The sequence below is a fragment of the Tessaracoccus antarcticus genome, assembly GCF_003688855.1.
GTDB lineage: Bacteria > Actinomycetota > Actinomycetes > Propionibacteriales > Propionibacteriaceae > Arachnia > Arachnia antarctica.
In genome coordinates, this window is record NZ_REFW01000004.1 from 120,306 (window position 1) to 141,945 (window position 21,640).

Annotated in this window: 18 protein-coding genes; 15 read left to right on the forward strand and 3 right to left on the reverse strand. The window is 67.4% G+C overall.

The window, feature by feature from the left end:
• Positions 1-3 precede the first annotated feature (3 nt).
• The 14 genes from EAX62_RS13570 to EAX62_RS13635 all read left to right on the forward strand — a co-directional run bounded on the left by EAX62_RS13570 (position 4) and on the right by EAX62_RS13635 (position 16,060).
• Positions 4-558: a NuoB/complex I 20 kDa subunit family protein gene (locus EAX62_RS13570; RefSeq protein WP_121902268.1), complete on the forward strand. Its 555-nt coding sequence runs from the start codon at positions 4-6 to the stop codon at positions 556-558.
• A complete protein-coding gene (locus tag EAX62_RS13575; RefSeq protein WP_121902269.1) occupies positions 555-1,250 on the forward strand; it encodes an NADH-quinone oxidoreductase subunit C in 696 nt (231 codons plus the stop codon). Before EAX62_RS13570 ends, EAX62_RS13575 begins: the two co-directional genes overlap by 4 nt.
• The gene (locus EAX62_RS13580; RefSeq protein ID WP_121902270.1) at positions 1,247-2,599 is read left to right on the forward strand and encodes an NADH-quinone oxidoreductase subunit D; all 1,353 of its coding nucleotides are present in this window, start codon (positions 1,247-1,249) and stop codon (positions 2,597-2,599) included. The genes EAX62_RS13575 and EAX62_RS13580 overlap by 4 nt, the downstream gene beginning before the upstream one ends.
• Positions 2,596-3,339, forward strand: a complete 744-nt coding sequence (gene nuoE / locus EAX62_RS13585; RefSeq protein ID WP_121902271.1) for an NADH-quinone oxidoreductase subunit NuoE — start codon at positions 2,596-2,598, stop codon at positions 3,337-3,339. Before EAX62_RS13580 ends, nuoE begins: the two co-directional genes overlap by 4 nt.
• Positions 3,336-4,649 carry an NADH-quinone oxidoreductase subunit NuoF gene (gene nuoF, locus EAX62_RS13590; protein ID WP_121902272.1) on the forward strand — a complete coding sequence of 438 codons (1,314 nt, stop codon included), beginning with the start codon at positions 3,336-3,338 and terminating at the stop codon, positions 4,647-4,649. The genes nuoE and nuoF overlap by 4 nt, the downstream gene beginning before the upstream one ends.
• Positions 4,646-7,069 (forward strand): NADH-quinone oxidoreductase subunit G, encoded by a 2,424-nt coding sequence (locus EAX62_RS13595; protein WP_121902273.1) that lies wholly within the window; start codon positions 4,646-4,648, stop codon positions 7,067-7,069. Before nuoF ends, EAX62_RS13595 begins: the two co-directional genes overlap by 4 nt.
• Positions 7,066-8,361 carry an NADH-quinone oxidoreductase subunit NuoH gene (gene nuoH, locus EAX62_RS13600; RefSeq protein WP_121902274.1) on the forward strand — a complete coding sequence of 432 codons (1,296 nt, stop codon included), beginning with the start codon at positions 7,066-7,068 and terminating at the stop codon, positions 8,359-8,361. Before EAX62_RS13595 ends, nuoH begins: the two co-directional genes overlap by 4 nt.
• The gene (gene nuoI / locus EAX62_RS13605) at positions 8,361-8,918 is read left to right on the forward strand and encodes an NADH-quinone oxidoreductase subunit NuoI (protein WP_121902275.1); all 558 of its coding nucleotides are present in this window, start codon (positions 8,361-8,363) and stop codon (positions 8,916-8,918) included. The genes nuoH and nuoI overlap by 1 nt, the downstream gene beginning before the upstream one ends.
• Positions 8,915-9,736, forward strand: coding sequence for an NADH-quinone oxidoreductase subunit J (locus EAX62_RS13610; RefSeq protein WP_121902276.1), 822 nt, complete (start codon positions 8,915-8,917; stop codon positions 9,734-9,736). Before nuoI ends, EAX62_RS13610 begins: the two co-directional genes overlap by 4 nt.
• Entirely contained in the window at positions 9,733-10,032 is a 300-nt protein-coding gene (gene nuoK, locus EAX62_RS13615) for an NADH-quinone oxidoreductase subunit NuoK (RefSeq protein ID WP_121902277.1), read from the forward strand. Before EAX62_RS13610 ends, nuoK begins: the two co-directional genes overlap by 4 nt.
• 14 nt (positions 10,033-10,046) lie before the next feature.
• On the forward strand, positions 10,047-11,954 hold the full coding sequence (nuoL, locus tag EAX62_RS13620) for an NADH-quinone oxidoreductase subunit L (RefSeq protein WP_121902278.1): 1,908 nt from the start codon (positions 10,047-10,049) through the stop codon (positions 11,952-11,954).
• Positions 11,955-11,967: 13 nt separating this feature from the next.
• A complete protein-coding gene (locus tag EAX62_RS13625; RefSeq protein WP_121902279.1) occupies positions 11,968-13,482 on the forward strand; it encodes an NADH-quinone oxidoreductase subunit M in 1,515 nt (504 codons plus the stop codon).
• Positions 13,482-15,041, forward strand: a complete 1,560-nt coding sequence (gene nuoN / locus EAX62_RS13630) for an NADH-quinone oxidoreductase subunit NuoN (protein WP_121902280.1) — start codon at positions 13,482-13,484, stop codon at positions 15,039-15,041. The genes EAX62_RS13625 and nuoN overlap by 1 nt, the downstream gene beginning before the upstream one ends.
• Before the next feature lie 62 nt (positions 15,042-15,103).
• Positions 15,104-16,060: a polyprenyl synthetase family protein gene (locus tag EAX62_RS13635; protein WP_121902281.1), complete on the forward strand. Its 957-nt coding sequence runs from the start codon at positions 15,104-15,106 to the stop codon at positions 16,058-16,060.
• A 100-nt stretch (positions 16,061-16,160) separates the two neighbouring features.
• On the opposite strand, the gene EAX62_RS13640 is transcribed toward EAX62_RS13635, so the two are convergent.
• Positions 16,161-17,012: an aminotransferase class IV gene (locus EAX62_RS13640; protein ID WP_121902282.1), complete on the reverse strand. Its 852-nt coding sequence runs from the start codon at positions 17,010-17,012 to the stop codon at positions 16,161-16,163.
• A gap of 57 nt (positions 17,013-17,069) precedes the next feature.
• Here EAX62_RS13640 and EAX62_RS13645 point away from each other — a divergent pair, with 57 nt between their 5' ends.
• A complete protein-coding gene (locus EAX62_RS13645; RefSeq protein ID WP_121902283.1) occupies positions 17,070-18,578 on the forward strand; it encodes a xylulokinase in 1,509 nt (502 codons plus the stop codon).
• Positions 18,579-18,599: 21 nt separating this feature from the next.
• On the opposite strand, the gene EAX62_RS13650 is transcribed toward EAX62_RS13645, so the two are convergent.
• Together EAX62_RS13650 and EAX62_RS13655 are read right to left on the reverse strand one after the other, a co-directional pair.
• Positions 18,600-19,577 carry a zinc-dependent alcohol dehydrogenase gene (locus EAX62_RS13650; protein ID WP_121902284.1) on the reverse strand — a complete coding sequence of 326 codons (978 nt, stop codon included), beginning with the start codon at positions 19,575-19,577 and terminating at the stop codon, positions 18,600-18,602.
• A 96-nt stretch (positions 19,578-19,673) separates the two neighbouring features.
• Entirely contained in the window at positions 19,674-21,626 is a 1,953-nt protein-coding gene (locus tag EAX62_RS13655; protein WP_121902496.1) for a M13 family metallopeptidase, read from the reverse strand.
• Positions 21,627-21,640 lie beyond the last annotated feature (14 nt).

The window sequence follows — 21,640 nt, forward strand, 5'->3', positions numbered from 1 at the left end:
CTGATGGGTCTCGAAGACAAGATTCCGAGCGGAATCCTGCTCACCACCGTCGAAGGCGTCTTCGGCTGGGTGCGACAGGCCTCCTTCTGGCCGGCCACGATGGGTCTGGCCTGCTGCGCCATCGAGATGATGGCCTACGGCACACCCCGCTACGACGCAGGACGCTGGGGCCAGGAGGTCTTCCGGGCCTCCCCACGCCAGGCGGACCTCATGATCGTCTCCGGACGGGTGAGCCAGAAGATGGCCCCCGTGATCCGGCAGGTCTACGACCAGATGCCCAACCCCAAGTGGGTCATCTCCATGGGTGCCTGCGCCAGCTCTGGCGGCATGTTCAACAACTACGCCATCGTGCAGGGCTGCGACCACTTCCTTCCCGTCGACATCTACCTCCCGGGCTGCCCGCCGCGCCCTGACATGCTCATCGACGCCATGTTCAAGCTCCGCAAGGAGGTCCAGAACCTGCCCATCGGTGCCAACATGGACGACCAGATCGAGCGCAATGAGCAGGCGGCCCTGACGGCGCCGGCCACGCACGAGATGAAGGGCATCATGCGATGACTGAAGACAACCTTCCCGTCGAGCCGGAGCACGGCAACTCCGAAGTCGCCCCCACGAGTGGTTTCGCCACGCGTCAGGGCATGTGGTCGGCCGGCTCGGGCGACACGTCCGGTTACGGCCGCATCCAGCGCAGGCTGGAGATGCCCGGACAGACCTCGCCGCCCTTCGGCGACCCGTTCGACGCCATTGTCAACCGCGCCCTTGAAGTACTGCCCGCCCTGCAGGGGGGCCGTGTGCTGCTGGACCGCGGCGAGCTCACCATCCACGTGGACCGTGCGGACCTGCCCGCAGTCGTCGCCAAGTTCCGCGACGATGCGTTCCTGCGTTTCGAGGCGTGCATGTCGGTGTCCGGCGTGCACTACCCGGAGCAGACCGGCGCCGAACTGCACGTGGTCTACGAACTGCTCTCCTACACCCACAACCGTCGGGTGCGGCTCGAGGTCACCTGCCCGGAAGGTGACGCCCACATACCGTCGATCGTCGCCACGTATCCCATGGCGGACTGGCACGAGCGCGAGACGTGGGACATGTTCGGCATCATCTTCGACGGCCACCCCGCCCTCACCCGTATCCTGATGCCCGACGACTGGGTGGGTCACCCACAGCGCAAGGACTACCCGCTCGGCGGCGTCGACATCGAGTACAAGGGAGCCTGGGTGCCCTCGCCCGACAACCGGAGGACCTACTCATGAGCACCACGCACGCAGCCACTGAGGACATCTTCGCGTCACCGGGAGAGGTCAAGGCCGACCGCGTCTACCTCGCCCAGGGTGGCGACTGGGCCGAGATCGCCGGCGAACAGGCCGAACGCGGCGACGAGACCATCGTCGTGAACATGGGACCCCAGCACCCGTCCACGCACGGTGTGTTGCGCCTCATCCTGGAAATGGACGGCGAGACCGTCACGTCCATCCGTCCCGGCATCGGCTTCCTCCACACCGGCATCGAGAAGAACATGGAGTACCGGACGTGGACCCAGGGGGTCACGTTCTGCACCCGCATGGACTACGTGGCACCGCTGTTCAACGAGGCCGCGTACTGCCTGGCCGTGGAGAAGTTGCTGGGCATCACCGACGACATCCCCGAGCGCGCCTCGATCATCCGGGTGCTCGTGATGGAGCTGAACCGCATCGCGTCCCACCTGATTGCCATCGGCACGGGCGGCATGGAGATCGGCGCCCTCACCGTCATGACCATCGGCTTCCGCGAGCGCGAGATGATTCTCGACTTCCTCGAGGCTCTGACGGGCCTGCGCATGAACCATGCCTTCATCCGTCCCGGGGGAGTGGCCAACGACCTGCCCGAGGGCGGGTTGGAACACCTGCGCACCGTCATCGCGTGGTTGAAGAAGCACCTGCCCGAGTACGCCGGCTTCTGCGACGCCAACCCGATCTTCAAGATGCGTCTGCAGAAGGTCGCCACCATGGACCTGACCGCCTGCATGATGATGGGCGTCACGGGCCCGCCCCTGCGCGCCACCGGCTTCGACTGGGACCTGCGCAAGAAGCAGCCGTACTGCGGCTACGAAACCTACGACTTCGAGACCGTCACGCGCGACAGCAACGACGCCTACGGGCGTTTCCTCATCCGCGAGGACGAGATGTGGCAGTCGCTGAGGATTGTCGAGCAGTGCCTGGAGCGCCTCGAGCGCACCCAGGGCCAGCCCGTCATGGTCGCCGACGCGAAGATTGCCTGGCCTGCACAGCTGTCGCTGGGCGCCGACGGCCAGGGCAACAGCAATGAACACATCAAGCACATCATGGGCGAATCCATGGAGGCACTGATCCACCACTTCAAACTGGTGACGGAAGGTTTCAAGGTGCCCGTCGGGCAGGTCTACCAGGCCATCGAGTCCCCCAAGGGTGAACTGGGTGTACACCTCGTCTCTGACGGTGGCACCCGACCCTACCGGGCCCATTTCCGGGATCCCGGGTTCAACCACCTGCAGTCCGTCCCGCTGATGTGCGAGGGCGGCATGATGTCCGACGTCGTGGTGGCCGTTGCCAGCCTCGACCCTGTCCTCGGAGGTGTGGACCGATGAGTGGCCACTTCGAAAGCCATTTCCCCGACTCGGGGCACGTGGACTACTCGGACCAGTCCAGCAGCATCGACGCCACCACCATCGCCGAGCTGAAGGAACTGGCGGGGCGCTACCCCCAGTCCCGCTCGGCCCTGCTGCCGATGCTGCACCTGGTGCAGTCCGTCGACGGCCGCGTCAGCCCCCGGGGCATCGAGGTGTGTGCCGACATCCTGGGCATCAGCACAGCGCAGGTGTCCGGCGTCGCGACGTTCTACACCATGTACAAGCGGCGCCCCGCCGGCACCCACCACGTGGGTGTCTGCACCACCGCGCTGTGCGCCGTCATGGGTGGCGACATCCTGCTGGAGCGCGCCAAGGCGAAGCTCGGCATCGACGAGGGCCAGACCACCCCCTGTGGGAGGGTCTCCCTGGAGCGGCTGGAGTGCAACGCCGCCTGTGACTACGCCCCCGTCGTCATGGTGAACTGGGAGTTCTTCGACAACATGTCCCCGGAGACCACGGACGAACTGCTTGACGCGCTCATGAACGACGACGAGGTGGCCTCCCCCCGCGGAGCCACCCTGACGTCGTGGCGCGCCGCCGAGCGCGTACTGGCCGGGTTCCCGGACGGCCGCGCCGACGAGGGACCGTCAGCGGGTCACGCGTCGCTGCTGGGACTCAGCATTGCTCGCGAGAACAACTGGGGCGCCCCGGATCCCGACAACCTTCCGGCCCCGGCCGAGACGCAGGAGGCGAAGTGACTGATCTGCTCACACCCGTGATGTCGTCCGACTGGGACAGTGACGCGTCATGGAAGCTCTCCCGCTACGAGGAGGTCGGCGGCTACCGCGCCATGCGCAAGGCCCTCGACATGCAGGCTGGCGACGTCATGTCGCTCGTCAAGGAATCCGGCCTGCGTGGCCGCGGGGGCGCTGGATTCCCCACCGGTCTGAAGTGGTCGCTGGTGCCGCAGGACAACCCCAACCCGAAGTACCTCGTGGTCAACGCCGACGAGTCGGAGCCGGGCACCTGCAAGGACATGCCGCTGCTGATGGCGTCCCCGCACACGTTGGTGGAGGGGATCATCATCTCCTCGTACGCCATCGGTGCCAACACCGCCTTCATCTACATCCGCGGCGAGGTGCTGCACATCGTGCGCCGCCTGCAGCAGGCCGTGGAGGAGGCGCGTGCCGCCGGGTATCTCGGCGCGAACGTGCTCGGCACCGGTTTTGACCTGAACATCATCGTGCACGCCGGGGCCGGCGCCTACATCTGTGGCGAGGAGACGGCACTGCTGGACTCGCTGGAGGGTCGCCGCGGTCAGCCGCGTCTGCGGCCGCCGTTCCCGGCTGTGGCGGGCCTGTACGCGTCCCCGACCGTCATCAACAACGTCGAGTCCATCGCGTCCGTCCCGAGCATTCTGGACAACGGCATCGCCTGGTTCCAGTCCATGGGCACGGAGAAGTCCAAGGGCATGACCCTGTACTCCCTCTCCGGCCACGTGAAGCGTGCCGGCCAGTTCGAGGCACCTCTGGGTGTCACCCTGCGCCAGCTCCTGGAACTCGCCGGCGGCGTCCGCAACGGGCACCAGTTGAAGTTCTTCACCCCCGGCGGGTCCTCCACACCCATCCTGACGGGCGACCACCTGGACGTCCCCCTGGACTACGAGGGCATGGCGGCTGCTGGCACGATGCTCGGCACCAAGGCGCTGCAGGTCTTCGACGAGACCACCTCGGTGGTGCGCACCACGCTGCGCTGGGTGGAGTTCTACAAGCACGAGTCCTGCGGGAAGTGCACCCCGTGCCGTGAGGGCACGTGGTGGCTCGTCCAGCTGCTCATGCGGTTCGAGGCGGGCACGGCCGAGCCGGGCGACGTCGACAAACTGTTGGACATTTGCGAGAACATCGGTGGGCGCTCGTTCTGCGCGCTGGCCGACGGTGCAGTGGCGGCAGTCGTCAGCGCTGTGAAGTATTTCCGGGAAGAGTTCGAACAGGGTTACACCACCCCGGCGTGGGAGCTGTTCCCGTACGGGAAGAGCGCACTGTTCGCGACAGAAGGAGACCCGCGGTGAGCCTCGACGCGAAGAGCGCCCCGGCGGAGGTGGCGAAGAAGCCCGATCTGGTCAACCTGACCATCGACGGCACGTCGGTGAGTGTGCCCAAGGGCACCCTCATCATCCGTGCCGCCGAGATGATCGGCACGGCCATCCCACGGTTCTGCGACCACCCCCTGCTGGACCCTGTCGGTGCCTGCCGACAGTGCATGGTCGACATCCCCGACGCCGGCAACGGCCGTGGCTTCCCCAAGCCGCAGGCCTCCTGCACCATGCCTGTGGCCGAGGGCATGGTGGTCAAGACCCAGATGACCTCCGCCGTCGCCGACAAGGCACAGCGAGGCATGCTGGAGTTCCTCCTCATCAACCACCCGCTCGACTGCCCCATCTGCGACAAGGGCGGCGAGTGCCCCCTGCAGAACCAGTCGTTGAGCAATGGCGACGGCGAGTCCCGCTTCGGTGCGCTGAAGCGGACGTTCCCCAAGCCCGTCAGCATCTCCGCGCAGATCCTGCTCGACCGGGAGCGCTGCGTGCTGTGTGCGCGCTGCACCCGGTTCTCCGAGCAGATCTCCGGCGACCCGTTCATTGAACTGGTGGAGCGCGGGGCACTGCAGCAGGTCGGCACCTACGAGACCGACCCGTACGACTCGTACTTCTCCGGCAACGTCATCCAGATCTGCCCCGTGGGTGCGCTGACGTCGGCGGCCTACCGTTTCCAGGCGCGACCGTTCGACCTGGTGTCCATCACCACGTCCTGCGAGCACTGCGCGTCCGGTTGCGAATTGCGCAGCGACCACCGTCACCACCAGATCAAGCGTCGGCTGGCCGGCAACGATCCGGAGGTCAACGAGGAGTGGAGCTGCGACAAGGGTCGCTTCGGCTTCATGTACGGCCGCGGCAACGACCGCATCACCCGCCCGCTCGTGCGTCGGGACGGCGTCCTGCAGCCAGCGAGCTGGCCTGAGGCCATCGACGTCGCCGTGCACGGTCTGCGTGAGGCGGGCAGCCGCGTCGGTGTGCTCACCGGCGGACGTCTGACAGTCGAGAACGCCTACGCCTACTCGCGCTTCGCGCGCGGGGTACTCGGCACCAACAACATCGACCACCGCTCCCGCCCCCAGTCGGACGAAGAGGCGGACTTCATCGCCGCCCACGTCGCGGGCCGCTCCCTGGCGGACTCGGTCCGCTACGCCGACCTCGACGCCGCGGAGCACGTCGTCCTGGTGGCGTTTGAGCCCGAGGACGAGTCGCCCATTGTGTTCCTGCGGCTGCGCAAGGCAGTCCGCAACGGGACCCTCCGCGTGACGACGATTGCGCCGTTCGCCTCCCGCGGGTCGGAGAAGCTGTCCGCTGAACTGGTGGCTGTGGCCCCCGGTGGCGAAGCGGCCGCGCTGTCCGGCCTGGAACTGGGCGCGGGCACGATCATCCTGGTGGGGGAGAGGGCTGCCACGCAGCCCGGGCTCCTGTCCGCGGTGTCCGCTGCCTCCGCACGCTCCGGAGCGCGGCTTGCGTGGATCCCGCGCCGCGCCGGTGAAGTGGGCGCCATCCATGCCGGGTGCATGCCGAACCTGTTGCCCGGGGGGCGCCCGCTCGCGGACGCCGCCGCTCGGGTGGACGTCGCCTCGGCGTGGGGAGCTTCCACGCTGTCGGGACAGGCCGGCCTCTCCGCCGACGAGCAGTTGCGGGCGGCCGCCTCCGGCGAGCTGTTGGCACTGGTCGTGGCAGGCGTGGACCCCGCCGACATGGGACACGCCGACGAAGCCCTCCTGGGGCTCGAGAGCGCCGGGTTCGTCGTCAGCATCGAGCAGCGCGAGAGCGCCGTCACCGAACGCGCCGACGTGGTGTTCCCGGCCGCCCTCATGGAGGAGCAGTCCGGACACTTCCTGAACTGGGAGCAGCGCCAACGCGACGTCGCCATCGTCGTGAAGGACACCCGCTCGCCCATGACCGACATGCGCATCCTCGCGGCCCTGGCCGACGCCATGGGCTCGGATCTGGGGTTCCGCACCCCGGCCGCGGCCCGCGCTGACCTCGCCGAGCTCGGCACCTGGGACGGTCACCGCGCCGCTTCCCCCACCGTCGCCGACCCCGGCCACGTGGTGGGTACCGCAGACGGCCTGGTCCTGGCCAGCTGGCGTCAACTGCTGGACGCGTCCAGCGGCAACGACCACGAGCTCGCCCTGCGCGCCACGGCGCGACCTGCCGTCGCCCGGGTCTCACCGGCCACGGCCAACGCTCTCGGTGCCACCGACGTGGTGTGCGTCACGGATGGGCGGCGTCGACTGATGCTGCCTCTCCTGCCGACGCGCGACATGGTCGACGGTGTCGTGTGGGTGCCCATGAATCCCGGAATCGGCCAGGGTGAGCGTCTCGCGTCGGTTCCCGGCACGGTCGTGACCGTGGACGTCGTCCCCGTCGACGAAGGAGTTGCCTCATGAACGTGTTCTTTTCTGATCCCTGGTGGTTGATCCTCATCAAGGTGGTCATCCTGTTCGTGGTGCTGCTGGTCTGGACGATCTTCAACGTCTGGTACGAGCGCCGCCTCGTCGGCAAGATGCAGCACCGCCTCGGGCCCATCATGAATGGTCCCTTCGGTCTGGGTCAGGCCCTGGCTGATGGTGCCAAGCTGATCGCCAAGGAGGACTTCCGCCCCACCAACACCGACAAGTGGGTCTACAACCTGGCGCCGCTGCTCACCGGGGTGGCCGCATTCACCACCTGGACGGTGCTGCCGTTCGGTGGCGAGGTGGAGATCTTCGGTGTCACCACCCGCCTCCAGGTCACCGACCTGCCCGTGTCGGTGCTGTTCATGATCGCCATCGCCTCCATCGGCATCTACGGGATCGTGCTCGCCGGGTGGGCGTCCAACTCCACCTACTCGTTCCTCGGCTCCATCCGCAGCTCGGCCCAGATGATCTCCTACGAGGTCGCCATGGGTCTGGCCATCGTGGGTGTGTTCGTGCTGTCCGGCTCCATGTCCACGGCCAGCATCGTCGAGGCGCAGGCCCAGAAAATCATCCTGCGGGTCCCGTTCACGCAGATGGAGTTCGACCCCGGCATCCCCGGTTGGTACGGCCTGCTGCTGCTGCCGTCCTTCGTGATCTACTGCATCGCCATGGTGGGCGAGACCAACCGTGCCCCCTTCGACCTGCCCGAGTGCGAGTCGGAACTGGTGGCCGGCTACCTCACCGAGTACTCCGGGTTCCGCTACGCCATGTACTTCCTCGCGGAGTACATCAACATGGCCACCGTCTCAGCCATTGCCACCACGCTGTTCCTGGGCGGCTACCTGCCGCCGTGGCCGCTGAACCTGATCCCGTTCCTGAACAACCCGTGGTTCGGGCCCATCTTCTTCGTCGTCAAGGTCCAGTTGCTGATCTCGGGATTCGTGTGGTTGCGTGGCACATTGCCCCGTTTCCGCTACGACCAGTTCATGGACCTCGGGTGGAAACGCCTGATCCCGATCTCGCTGTTGTGGATCGTCATGATCGGCATAGCACCGCAGTACACCCTCGGCCTGGCCGTCCTGCTGGTGGCGATACTCATCGCGCTGAGCGGGTCCACGGACAAGGACGAGGACGAGGAGGACGACGTGGACCTGGACGCACCGTTCGACGCGTTCGCAGGCGGCTACCCCGTACCCCCCCGACCGGGGCAGATGTTGCCCGAGATGGCTGGCGTCGTCAGGGCGCCACGCACCGATGACACCGAAGTGGAAGTGGAGATCTGATGGGGATCCTTGATCCGTGGGCCGGGTTCGGCATCACGTTGAACACCATCTTCCGCAAGCCCTTCACACAGGGTTACCCGCAGAAGGGCAAAGAGAAAGTCACGATGCCGCGCTTCCACGGCCGGCACCAGCTGAACCGCTGGCCCGACGGTCTGGAGAAGTGCGTCGGTTGTGAACTGTGCGCCTGGGCCTGCCCGGCGGACGCCATCTACGTCGAGGGTGCGGACAACACCGACGACCAGCGCTTCTCGCCCGGTGAGCGGTACGGCCACGTGTACCAGATCAACTACCTGCGCTGCATTTTCTGCGGGTTGTGCATCGAGGCGTGCCCGACGCGTGCGCTGACCATGACGAACGAGTTCAAACTCGCCGACACCTCGCGCAGCAGCCTCATCTACGAGAAGCAGGACCTGCTGGCCCCGCTCGTTCCCGGCATGGAGCAGCCCCCACACCCCCGCCGCCTCGGCGAGGGGGAGAAGGACTACTTCCTGGGGCTGCCCTCCACGGGCCAGCCCGACACCCGCACGGCCGCGCCGAGCAGAGGAGTGACCCCGTGACGACACTCATCCCCCTGGTCTCGGGGGACCAGGTGGCCTTCTGGATCTGCGCCCCCATCATGGTGGTGCTGGCACTCGGCATGGTGATCGCGCGCAAGCCCGTCCATTCGGCCATCTGCATCGCTGGCGTCATGGTGGGCCTCGCCGTCCTGTACGCCGCGCAGGACGCACCGTTCCTGTTCGTGGTGCAGATCATCGTCTACACCGGCGCCATCCTCATGCTGTTCCTCTTCGTGGTGATGCTCGTGGGTGTCGACACCCGTGACTCCGTCGTCGAGACGCTGAAGGGTCACCGCATCGCCTCCGTCGTGGCAGCCGTCGCGTTGGCCGCGATGGTGTTCCTCGCCATCGGCAGCCGCGTCTTCGACGGCATCCCCGCCGGCCTCACAGAGGCCAACGCCCAGTTCGGGGGCAACATCCAGGGCATAGCCGCGCTGTTGTTCACCCGCTACGTCTTCATCTTCGAGGCCACCGCTGCGCTGCTGATCACGGCCGCCCTCGGCGCCATGGTGCTGGCGCACGGTGAACGACTCAAGGCCAAGAAGACCCAGCTGCAGGAGGCAACCGACCGCGTCGAGCGGTACGCCACCGACGGTGTCCACCCCGGCCCGCTGCCGAGCTCCGGTGTCTTCGCCCGGTACAACGCCATCCATGTGCCGGCCCTGCTGCCGGACGGGACCGCCTCCGAGTTGTCCGTCTCCCCGACGCTGCGCGCCCGCGGGGTCATCATGGACGTCGAGAACCTTCGTCGTCCCTCCGATGAGTCCCACGCTGCCATCGAGCAGGCTTCCGCCCAAGCTGAAGGAGATGCCCTGTGACTTCCGAGCCCTATCTGTTGCTCTCGGCGATCCTGTTCGCCATCGGGGTGATCGGCTTCATGCTGCGGCGCAACGCCATCATCCTCTTCATGAGCGTCGAACTCATGCTGAACGCCACCAACCTCGCGTTCGTGACGTTCTCCCGGCAGCACGGAAACCTCGACGGGCAGGTGGCGTCCTTCTTCGTGATGGTCGTCGCGGCCGCCGAGGTCGTCGTCGGTCTTGCCATCATCGTGTCCATCTACCGTGCTCGCCGGTCGGCTTCGGTCGACGACGCGAACCTGCTGAAGTTCTGACAGGGGCAAGAAGCGTGCATCTCCTGGAAATCGTCCCCGCGGTACCGGCATCGGGGCTCTTCAGCCTCGCCTGGCTGGTCATTGCCATCCCCCTTGCCTGCGCGGCCCTGCTCATCGTGCTGGGCAAACGCTCCGACGGGTGGGGTCACCTGCTCGCCACCGTCGCCACCATCGCCTCCTTCGCCATCGGGCTGCTGCTGTTCGTGCAGATGCTGTCGGCGGACGAGGGCTCCCGTGCCGTGTCGGTGCCCCTGTACGAGTGGATCGCCACCGGCAGTTGGAGCATTGAGGCTGGCCTGCTCGTGGACCAGCTCTCCATCCTCTTCGTCCTTCTCATCACGGGTGTGGGTGCACTGATCCACATCTACTCCATCGGGTACATGGCCCACGACGCGAACCGGCGCAAGTTCTTCGCGTACCTCAACCTTTTCGTGGCCGCCATGCTCATCCTGGTGTTGGCGGACAACTACCTCGTGCTCTTCCTCGGCTGGGAGGGCGTCGGCCTGGCGTCCTACCTGCTCATCGGCTTCTGGGCCCACAAGCCCTCAGCCGCCGCCGCGGGCGTCAAGGCGTTCGTCGTGAACCGCGTCGGCGACCTCGGTATGGCCATGGCCATCTTCACCATGCTCGCAATGTTCGGCTCCTCGGCCTTCGCCGACGTCAACGCGGGTGCGCCGCAGCTCTCGGGCACCTGGGCCACGCTGCTCGGCATCATGCTGCTCGTGGGTGCGTGCGCCAAGTCGGCGCAGGTGCCGCTGCAGTCCTGGTTGCTGGACGCCATGGAGGGCCCCACCCCGGTGTCGGCACTCATCCACGCCGCCACCATGGTCACGGCCGGTGTCTACCTCGTGGTCCGCAGCCACGCCATCTACGCCATGAGCGACGTGGCCACCCTGGCCGTCGCCATCGTCGGCACGGTGACGCTGCTCGCGGGCGCCTGGATCGGTTCCAGCAAGGACGACATCAAGAAGGTCCTCGCCGGCTCCACCATGTCCCAGATCGGCTACATGATGCTGGCCGCCGGCCTCGGCCCCGTCGGTGCCGCGTTCGCGATCTTCCACCTCATCACGCACGGTTTCTTCAAGGCCAACATGTTCCTCGGTGCCGGTTCCGTGATGCACGGCATGAACGACGAGGTGGACATGCGCAACTTCGGCGGTCTCGCCAAGGCCATGCGCATCACGTTCCTCACCTTCGGCGCCGGCTACCTGGCCATCATCGGGTTCCCGTTCACGGCAGGGTTCTACTCCAAGGACCACATCGTGGAGGCCGCGTTCGAGTCGAACACGGTCCTCGGCGTCCTGGCCTTGTTGGGCGCCGGTGTGACGGCGTACTACATGACACGCCTCATGGTCATGACCTTCTTCGGCGCCCGCCGTTGGAAGGACGACGCGCACCCGCACGAGTCGCCGCTCACCATGACGGTCCCGCTCATCGTGCTCGGCGTGCTGTCCCTGGTGGCGGGTCTGTTCATGAACAGCTGGATCCAGGGCTGGCTTGCGCCTGCCACGGGCGGCGAGGTCCACGAGACCGAAGTCTTCTCCCTGGCGCTCATCCCGCTGCTCACCCTGGCCGTCGTGATCGTGGGGGTGGCTGTCGGCTGGTTCCTGCATCGCGGCGACATCCCCCGCACGGCCCCTGTCACGAAGAACCCGCTCGTCCTCGCGGGACGCTCCGACCTGTACGGCGACGCCCTGAACGAGTACGCCGTCGTGCGTCCCGTCAAGGGCCTCGTGGCGGGTACGGAAGCGTTCGACCACGGCGTCGTCGACGGTCTCGTCATGGGCTCCGCCAGCATGGCGGGCGGTCTCGGATCGTGGCTGCGCCGCGCACAAAACGGTTATGTCCGCACCTACGGCTTGACGTTCGTGATCGGGGTCGTGGCACTTGCCGCGGTCGTGGTTTTCGGGCAACTGGTCTGAGGAGGAAGGCAACATGTTCAACTCAATTCCCCTTCTGACCATTCTGGCCCTACTGCCACTGGTGGGCGCGCTGGTGTTGCTGTTCACCAAGGGCCACGTCGCCAAGCTCGTGGGCCTCGGGTTCGCACTCACCACCACCGTGGTGGGCGTCCTGGTCTTCGTGCTGTCACGGGGGACCGGGCTCGTCGAGTCCGCCCCCTGGATCCGCCCCATCGGCGCCTGGTACGCGCTGGAGTTCTCCGGCATGAGCGGCATCCTCGTGCTCCTGACGGTCATCCTCGTCCCCGCGGTGTTCATCGCCGAGTGGAACGTCGGCGACCGGCCGGAGGCCCGCTGGAGCACCGGCACCTTCTTCGCGATGGCGCTCGCCATGCAGGGACTGGCCCTCTACGTTTTCATGGCCTCGGACGTCCTGCTGTTCTACATCGCCTTCGAGGCAACCCTGATCCCCATGTACTTCATGGTGGCCGGCTGGGGCGGCGCCCGCCGCACCTCGGCGGCGGTGAAGTTCCTGCTGTACTCGCTGGCCGGTGGCCTCGTCATGCTGGTCGCCGTTGCGGGGCTGTACGCCGTCGGGTCCGATCAGGGCAAGGTCAGCTTCCTGTTCAGTGACCTGGCCACCCTCGACCTCAGCGGCACCGTGGGCAAGTGGCTGTTCGCCGGGTTCTTCTTCGCGTTCGCCGTGAAGGCACCGCTGGTGGGCCTGCACACCTGGCTCCCCGACACCGCGGAGCAGGCCACACCCGGCACCTCCACGCTGCTGGTGGGCGTCCTCGACAAGATCGGCACCTTCGGCATGATCAAGGTCTGCCTGCTGGTGTTCCCCGAGGCCAGCGCCTGGGCCACCCCGGTCATCCTGGTGTGGGCCATCGTGTCGGTGGTCTACGGAGCCTTCATGGCCATGGGGTCGCGCGACCTGATGCGCTTCGTGTCCTACACCTCCGTGAGCCACTTCGGATTCATGGTCTTCGGCATCTTTGCCATGACCACGCAGTCCATCAGCGGCTCCATCTTCTACATGCTCAACCACGGCCTCTCCAGCGCCGCGCTGTTCCTCGTGGTGGGCTACCTGGTCCAGCGTCGCGGCACCGCCGACGTGGCCGCCTTTGGCGGCGTGCAGAAGGTGGCGCCCGTTCTGGCCGGGGTCCTGCTCATGGCTGGTCTGGCGACGCTGTCGCTGCCCGGCTTCGGCAGCTTCGTGGGCGAGTTCTTCACGATGGCGGGAGGCTGGCAGCGCTACCCCGTCCAGACCGCCTTCATCACCATCGGCATGGTCCTGTCCGCCGTCTACGTGCTGGTGATGTACCAGCGCACCATGACGGGCCCGGTCACCCCCCAGGTGGCCGAGACCGTGCGCACCGACCTGGACCTCCGCGAGAAGGCAGCCGTCGTGCCGCTCATCGTGATCCTGCTGGCGCTCGGCTTCCTGCCCAAACCCTTGCTGGAGGTCGCGGATGAAACGTCCGTGGCCATCATGAACTCCAGCGGCGTCACGGACCCCGCACCGCAGATCGAGGAAGGCAACTGATGATCACGGCGCCCACCATCGAATGGCTCCTGCTGTCACCCCTGTTGGTGCTGCTGGGCGGTGCAGCACTGGGAGTGCTCGTCGAGGCACTCGTCCCGCGCGCCAGCCGCTATCTTGCGCAGGTGTTCCTGGCGAGCCTGTCCATCATCGCGGCCCTCGCGCTCACCATTACCAACTGGGTGAGCGCCGAGCCCACCATTGCCGCCATGGGGTCCATCGCGCTGGACAGGCCCGCCTACCTCTTCTGGACGCTGCTGCTGCTGTTCGGCCTGGGCAGCCTGGCGCTGTTCGCCGAGCGTTCCCTGGGCAATGGACAGTCTGCGTTCGCCTCTTCGGCTGCCACGGTGCCCGGATCCCCGCTCGAGCGTGAGGCCGACCGCCTGCATCGCGAGCACACAGAGATCTTCCCGCTGCTGCTGTTCTCACTGTTCGGCATGCTGATGTTTGCTGCAGCCAACGACCTGCTCACGCTCTTCGTGGCACTGGAGGTCTTCTCGCTGCCCCTGTACCTGCTGTGTGGGATGGCGCGTCGCCGCCGCCTGCTCAGCCAGGAGGCCGCGCTCAAGTACTTCCTGCTGGGGGCGCTGTCCTCCGGATTCCTCCTCTACGGCATCGCGATGCTGTACGGCTACTCCGGTGGGTTCCACCTCCATGAGATCGCCGACGCCATCACGGCCGGGACGGGCAGCAACTCGTTGCTGCTGGCCGGCATCGTGCTGGTGGGAGTGGGTGTGCTCTTCAAGCTCGGCGCCGTGCCGTTCCACTCGTGGACGCCCGACGTGTACACGGGTGCTCCCACGCCTGTCACCGCCTTCATGGCGGTGGCCACCAAGACCGCCGCCGTGGCCGCGCTGCTGCGTGTGTTCTTCGTGGCGCTGGGTGGGGCACGCTGGGACTGGCAGCCCATGTTCGCGGTGGTGGCCGTGGCCACCATGCTCGTGGGCTCCGTCATCGGTCTGGTCCAGAGTGACATCAAGCGACTGCTGGCGTACTCCTCGATTGCCCACGCAGGCTTCCTGCTCGTGGGTGTCGTCGGCGTCGTGGCCGCCGGTGAGGGCGTCGCCCTCTCCAGTGTTTCCTCCATCGGCTTCTACCTGCTGGCCTACGGGCTGGCGACGCTGGGTGCCTTCGCGATCGTGACGATGGTCCGCCGCTCGGGTGGTGAGGCCAACAACATCTCGTCATGGCGTGGGCTCGGCCGCACCAACCCGCTCGCTGCAGGGCTGATGACGCTGTTCCTGCTGAGCTTCGCCGGCATTCCGCTGACGGGTGGTTTCGTGGGCAAGCTCGTCGTGTTCGCCTCCGCCTGGGACGGTGGATACGGTTGGCTCGTGCTGGTGGCTGTCGTCTTCAGCCTCGTCGCCGCGTTCTTCTACCTGAAGATCGTGGTGGCCATGTGGTTCTCGGAGCCAGTGGAAGGGGAGACGGCCGAGGTCGGCACCCCGTCCGCCTGGACGTGGGGCGTGCTCGTGGTGGCGACGCTGGGAACAATCATCCTGGGGCTGGTCCCCGGTGGTGTGCTGGACCTGGCCGGCACCGCCGGACAGTTCATCCGCTGAGCCACGCACCCGGCTGAACACGATGACAGAGACGATGACACGACTGAGGGATGTGATGGTCCGTGGTTGACCCCACCACGCTGGAGCGTCTGCACGGGCGCTTCGAGGAGGTCCTCGTGGAGGCGGCCACCTCGGACGCGCCGTTCGTGACGGAGGCGGCCACGCACATCATCTCCGCCGGGGGGAAGCGGTTCCGCCCCACGCTGGTCTTCCTCGCCTCCCAGTTCGGCGGTCCCGTCGACGAGGGCGACCTCATCGACGCAGCGTTGGTGGTGGAACTCACCCACGTGGCGAGCCTGTACCACGACGACGTCATGGACGAGGCCGACCTGCGGCGCGCGGCCCCGTCCGCCAACGCCCGCTGGGGCAATTCCATCGCCATCCTCATCGGGGACTACCTCTTCTCCCGTGCCTCCGCGCGCGTCGCCAAGCTGGGCGTGGAATACGTGGCGCTGCAGGCTGACACCTTCGCCAGGCTCGTGCAGGGCCAGATCGCCGAGACGCGCGGTCCCGGCGAGGGAGAGGATCCGTTGGCGCACCACCTGCAGGTGGTGGCCGACAAGACGGGCTCGCTCATCGCCACGTCCGCGGTGTTCGGCGGTATGGTCTCCGGCGCCTCAGCCGAGGTCATCGAGGCCTTGCGCTCCTACGGGGAGGAGGTGGGTGTCGTCTTCCAACTCAGCGACGACGTCATCGACATCACCTCCGACGAGGCCGGCAAGACCCCGGGCACTGACTTGCGGGAGGGCGTCCCGACGCTTCCTACCCTGATGCTTGGCGCCTCGTCGGACCCCGCTGATGCTGAGCTGAAGACGCTCATCGACGGCGACCTCGAATCCGATGAAGCACTGACCGTGGCGCTCGACGGCCTCCGGGCCCATCCCGTCATGGCGCAGGCCAAGGCTGAGGTGCGTCGCCGTGCTGAGCTCGCGCGCAGCCATCTGGCCGCACTACCGGACGGCGACGCCAAGGACATGCTGGCCCAGGTCTGCACCGACCTGGTGGAACGCTCCACCTGAGCCTGATTCCCGGCTCCTGAGAAGCCATGTCATTGGGTGACGGGTCACTGGCCACCACGTTGGTGCGTGCTGCCTGCGCGTACGCGCGTGTGTGGCGAGCCTATGGGCGGATCAGCGCCCGCAGTTCGTCGGTGACTGCCGGGTCCTGCGGCAACGTGTGCCCGTCGAGCTCGACCATCGGGGTGACACCCCGGATGGAGCTGGCGAGCCAGACTGCGTCCGCCGACAGCAGTTCGGCCACTGCGTAGAGGCGAAGTTCCGTGGGGCGCCCCAGAGCCTGCCAGCCCTCCAGGGCGTGACGGACGGTGATGGAGTCAAGGATCCCCGTGGATGCCACGGGTGTCGAGAACAGCAGGCCGTCCTTCAGGACGAGGACCCCCGACTGCGGGCCCTCGAGGACGACGCCGTCGGTGGAGACGAGGACGGGGTCGGTGACACCGCGCCTGTGGGCCTCCCGCACGAGGGCAAGGTTGGTGCCGTAGGACAGGGTCTTCGCGCCTCCCAGCAGCCACGGGGCGTCGTTCAGCGCTCCTGCAGTGCGTCCTGCTGACAGCGTCACCGCGGTCGCGGACGCACGCGCCGCGATGCGCTGGGCACTGAGTTCCGTGATGGTGATGAACCCCAGCGGGTCCCCATGGAGGGTCTCCTGGCCGCGGGTGCGCACGAACTTGCACACTGCCTCCGGGCCGCGGCGCCGTGCCCACTCGGCGAGCGCCTCCTGCGTGAGGTGCCGCCACGCGTCGATCTCCACAGGGGGCATGCCGAGGATGCGCGACGAATTCCCGAGCCGGTCGAGGTGGGCGTCGACGAAGTCGGCCGTCACGGCGTTGCCGTCGACACGCACGAGCGTGGCGTCGAAGCACCCGTCGCCGCGATTGACGCCGAGGTCGTCGGCGCTGATGAATCCGTCGTCACAGACGCCAACACCCAGCCGTGCCACCAGTTGCTCCATCGATACAGCCTAGTGGGAGTGGCGTGGCGATGCTCATCGTGGTGGAACACTGTGGGTATGGCACAGCGATCACCGACGAACGGGCCGCTCGTTTTGGCGGTGGACTCCTCCACGACAGCGACGAAGACCCTGGTCGTGGACGCCACGGGTGGCGTCCTGGCCCAGGGCCGCGCGACGTACCCCATGGCGACGCCTGCCAAGGACCTCTACGAGCAGGATGCAACGCACTGGCTGGCCGCCGCCCACCGTGCCATCGGTGAGGTGGTGGCTGCGCTGACACCCGGGGAGCGCAACCGCATTTCTGGGATGTGCGTGACGCCCCAGCGACAGACGTTCGTGCTCTGCGACGAGGCCGGGCGCCCGAGCCGGCCGGCCATCCTGTGGCTGGACGGTCGGGCCGGTGAACAGGTGGCCCGACTGGGAAGCGAGTGGGTACACGCCACCTCCGGCATGGTGCCGGATGTGACGCCGTCGCTGTACAAGCTGGCGTGGCTCTCGGAGCACGAGCCCCACACCCTGAGCAGTGCAGCCCGGGTCGTGGGGGTCCACGCCTACCTGGCGCACGCATTCACGGGTGAGTGGGTGGATTCGCGTGCCACGGCTGACAGCCTCGGGCTGTTCGACATGGCCGCACTCACCTGGTCGGATGGCCTGCTGGAGATGGCCGGCGTCCGGCGTGACCAGCTCCCCGAGCTCGGGGACACGGCCACCGTGCTGGGGGAGGTGCGCACCGAGGTCGCCCAGGGATGGGGGCTGCCGGGGCCCATCCCGCTGGTGGCCGGTTGCGGCGACGGTCAGGCAGCCGGAATAGGGGCGGGGGTCACGCGCCCCGACGAGGGCTACCTCAACCTCGGTACGGCGGTGGTTGCAGGGGTGCACGTCCCGCAGTACCGGTGGGGGCGCTCCTACCGAACCGACGCCGCCGGCCTGCCCGGGCACTTCGTGCTCGAGGTGGTCCAGAACTCGGGGGCGTACCTGACGGACTGGTTCAGGGCACAACTGGGCGATGCGGCATTGCTCGGCGCACCTGATCAGGAATTGGAGCGTGCGGCCTCCGACGTGCCGGCCGGCAGCGACGGGCTGTTGACACTGCCGTACTGGAATGCGGTGCAGTCACCGCACTGGGATCCGCGCGCACGGGGGGCGATGGTCGGGTTTTCCGGGGCTCAGACCCGGGCCGCGATGTATCGCTCGGTGCTCGAGGGCATCAGCATGGAGACCGGCCGCAACCTTCGCGCCCTGGTGGAGGACACCGGGACGCCGCTGACGACGCTGCGCATCATGGGTGGTGGACAACGCTCCGCCCTGTGGCGAAGGATCATGGCGGCCTGCGTGGGGGTGCCGCTGGAGACGTGCGCCAGCGAGGAGGTGTCCGCGCTCGGGGCCGCAGCCATGGCGATGGCCGTCGTCACCGACACCGACGTTGCCACCTGCGCCCAGGCCATGGCGGCGCCGGGCGAGATCACCGAGCCGGATCCCGACCTCGTGGAGCGCTACGACGAGATCGGTGCACTGCAGGGAGAGCTCTACGATCGCCTCGCCGACCTTTTCCCACGCCTCCACTGACCTCTGGCCCGCTGTGCCGGGCTACGGCGTGATCAGGACCTTGAGACCCTCGCGTGAGGACGCGAATGTGAAGGCCTCACCGGCGGCACCCAGCTCGAAGCGGTGGCTGACCACCGCTTTCACATCGACGACGCCACGCACCACCAGGTCCACGGACCGGTCGTAGACCTCCGCCATGCGCCGCACCACGGCAATGGTCAGCCCCTTGCGGCGGGCCAGCGATGCAGGGAACCGGGTCTCGTCCTCATCAGGGATGCCCACCAGCACCACCCGGCCACCGGCGCGTGCCACCACCATGGCCTCCCGGACGGGGTCGGGGTTGCCGCAGACCTCGAACACCACGTCGAAGTCCGACGCTGGCAGGTCATCAGGGCTGTGGACGGCATCGGCACCCTGGGCGAGCGCGGCGTCCCGACGGTGTGCCAGCGGCTCGATGACGGCGATGTGGTTGACCAGTGAATGTCGTGCAAGCTGGACCAGAAGCAGCCCGATCGGTCCCGCCCCCACGATGGCGACCCGGTCACCCAGCCCCACATGGCTCAGATCCCAGGCGTGGATGGCGACGCCCAGCGGCTCGAGCACAGCGGCGTCCTCGGCATCCATGCACTCGGGCAGCGGCACGAGCCTGTCGGTGGGCCAGCGCATCATCTCCGCCAGCCCGCCGTCGGTGTCACCGTGCCCCGCGAACCGGACGTGAGGGCAGAGATTGGTCCACCCCTCGCGGCATCGCTCGCAGGTGAAGCACGGTATGGCCGGGTCGACCGCCACCGTGCGGCCGGCGAGGGGGCCGTCGAGGGCCACGCCGCCGATCTCGTGTCCGGGGATCGTCGGCTGGTCGATGCGGGAGTCCCCGATGCCTCCATCAAGGAACCAGTGCAGGTCCGATCCGCACAGCCCAACGGCACCCACCCTCACCAGGGTGAATCCCTCGGCCGGGGTGGGATCTGACTCCTCCCCGACCCGCAGGTCCGAAGGGGCGTGCAATCGGGCTGCGCGCATGGCGTCCCTCTTCCTTCTCGATGATGCTCTGTCCCTTCACACTAGCGAGGTTGCGCATCGAGCAGGGACTTCAGCGACGAGGGCGTGCGGGTCGCGTCACCAGATGACGACGCGCTCCTCTGGTGCCAGCCACAACCCGTCGTCCTCTGTGGTGCCGAACGTCTCGTGGAAGGCGTCGAGGTTGCGCACGATCTGGTTGCACCGGAACTCGGCGGGGGAGTGCGGGTCGGTGGCCAGGCGCTGCTTCATGGCCTCCGGACGCACCCGGCCACGCCACGCCGCCGCCCATCCGAAGAAGAAGCGCTCGCCGGGGGTGAGTCCGTCGATCTCCTCGCCGTTCGGGTCGCCGCCAGCCAGCAGCCACGCCTTCCAGGCGATGCCCAGGCCACCGAGGTCGCCGATGTTCTCGCCGACGGTCAATTCGCCGTTGACCCGGACGCCGTCGGCGCCTTCGGGGGACAACTCGTTGTACTGGGAGATGAGGCGGTGCGTGCGCTGCTCGAACGCCTCACGGTCCTCGGCGCTCCACCAGTCGCGCAGCATGCCGTCGCCGTCGCAGGTGGAACCCTTGTCGTCGAACCCGTGCCCGATCTCGTGACCGATCACCGCGCCGATGGCGGCGTAGTTCACGGCATCGTCGGCGTCGACGTTGAAGAACGGCGGCTGCAGGATGGCCGCCGGGAACACGATCTCGTTGCGCAGCGGGTGGTAGTAGGCGTTCACGGTTTGCGGGAACATGAGCCACTCATGCGGATCCATGGGGCCGCCGAGCTTTTCCAGGGTGTGGTCGAGTTCGAACGAGTTGGCCGCCAGGACGTTGCCGACGAGGTCGTCGGGCGTGACCTGCAGGGCCGAGTAGTCGCGCCACTGCTCGGGGAAGCCAATCTTGGGACGGAACTTCGACAGCTTGTCGAGGGCCTCGGCGCGGGTGGTCTCCGTCATCCAGTCCAGCTTCTCGATGGAGATGCGGTACGCGGCCAACAGGTTGGCCACGAGCTCATCCATGGCCTCCTTGGCGCCGCCCTGGAAGTGGCGCTCCACGTAGATCTTGCCGATGGCCTCCCCGAGGACGCCCTCCACGAGGGAGACTCCACGCTTCCAGCGGTCACGCAACTGCTCGGTGCCCTGGAGGGTTCGCTCGTAGAAGTCGAAGCGGGCGTCCACGAAGTCTGACGAGAGCCACGCGGACAGCGCGGAGACGGCCTTCCAGCGGGCCCAGGACTTCCAGGCATCCAGATTCCCGGTCGCCACGAGGTCCGCCGCCGCCGTGGCGAAGGACGGCTGTCCGACGACGAGGTCGGCCACCTTGTCCACGGGAAGCTCCGCGGCCTCCGCGAAGGCGTTCCAGTCGATACCGCTCGTGGAGGCTGTGAATTCCTCCCACGTCATGGGGTTGTACATCTGGCGCAGGTCGCGGGTGCGGACCTTGTCCCAGTGGTGCGACGCGATGCGGGTTTCCAGAGCGAAGACGGCGTCGGCCTGCGCTGCTGCGTCCGTCATGCCTGCGAGTCCCAGAACGCGTTCCAGATGGGCCCTGTAGGCCTCGCGGATGTGGGCGTGCTCCTCGAGGCGGTAGTACTCCTCATCCGGCAACCCGAGTCCGGCCTGCCCCGTGAACATGACATAGCGCTGCGGGTTGCCGGGGTCCGAGTCCTCCCCGAAGCCGATGAGCGAGGAGAACCCGTTGCGCAGAGACCATCCGAGGTGGGCTGACAGGTCCCGCGCGTCCGTGATGGCGTCAATGCGCGCAAGGACCGGTTGCAGCGGCGTGGCGCCGAGGGCCTCCACACGATCGGTGTCCATGAACGAGGCGTACAGGTCGGCGATCTTGCGTCGTTCACCGTCGGAGGCATCACCGCCCCCGGTGGAGGTGATGATGTCGCGGACAGCTGCCTCGGAGGCGTCGCGGAGGTCGATGAAGGCGCCGGCGCCGGATTTGTCGGCGGCGATGGTGACCTCCTTCAGCCAGGCGCCGTTGGCGTGCCGGAAGAGGTCCTCGGTGGGGGGGACGGAGGTGTCGAAGTGGTCGAAGTTGAGCGCGGTCGTCATGTGCACCACCGTAC

Excerpts from the sequence above, each read along its gene's own strand:
- EAX62_RS13570 (WP_121902268.1), top strand. The coding sequence starts at position 4 with ATGGGTCTCGAAGACAAGATTCCGAGCGGAATCCTGCTCACCACCGTC.
- EAX62_RS13575 (WP_121902269.1), top strand. The coding sequence starts at position 555 with ATGACTGAAGACAACCTTCCCGTCGAGCCGGAGCACGGCAACTCCGAA.
- EAX62_RS13580 (WP_121902270.1), top strand. The coding sequence starts at position 1,247 with ATGAGCACCACGCACGCAGCCACTGAGGACATCTTCGCGTCACCGGGA.
- nuoE (WP_121902271.1), top strand. The coding sequence starts at position 2,596 with ATGAGTGGCCACTTCGAAAGCCATTTCCCCGACTCGGGGCACGTGGAC.
- nuoH (WP_121902274.1), top strand. The coding sequence starts at position 7,066 with ATGAACGTGTTCTTTTCTGATCCCTGGTGGTTGATCCTCATCAAGGTG.
- nuoI (WP_121902275.1), top strand. The coding sequence starts at position 8,361 with ATGGGGATCCTTGATCCGTGGGCCGGGTTCGGCATCACGTTGAACACC.
- EAX62_RS13625 (WP_121902279.1), top strand. The coding sequence starts at position 11,968 with ATGTTCAACTCAATTCCCCTTCTGACCATTCTGGCCCTACTGCCACTG.
- nuoN (WP_121902280.1), top strand. The coding sequence starts at position 13,482 with ATGATCACGGCGCCCACCATCGAATGGCTCCTGCTGTCACCCCTGTTG.
- EAX62_RS13640 (WP_121902282.1), bottom strand. The coding sequence starts at position 17,012 with ATGGAGCAACTGGTGGCACGGCTGGGTGTTGGCGTCTGTGACGACGGA.
- EAX62_RS13645 (WP_121902283.1), top strand. The coding sequence starts at position 17,070 with ATGGCACAGCGATCACCGACGAACGGGCCGCTCGTTTTGGCGGTGGAC.
- EAX62_RS13650 (WP_121902284.1), bottom strand. The coding sequence starts at position 19,577 with ATGCGCGCAGCCCGATTGCACGCCCCTTCGGACCTGCGGGTCGGGGAG.
- EAX62_RS13655 (WP_121902496.1), bottom strand. The coding sequence starts at position 21,626 with ATGACGACCGCGCTCAACTTCGACCACTTCGACACCTCCGTCCCCCCC.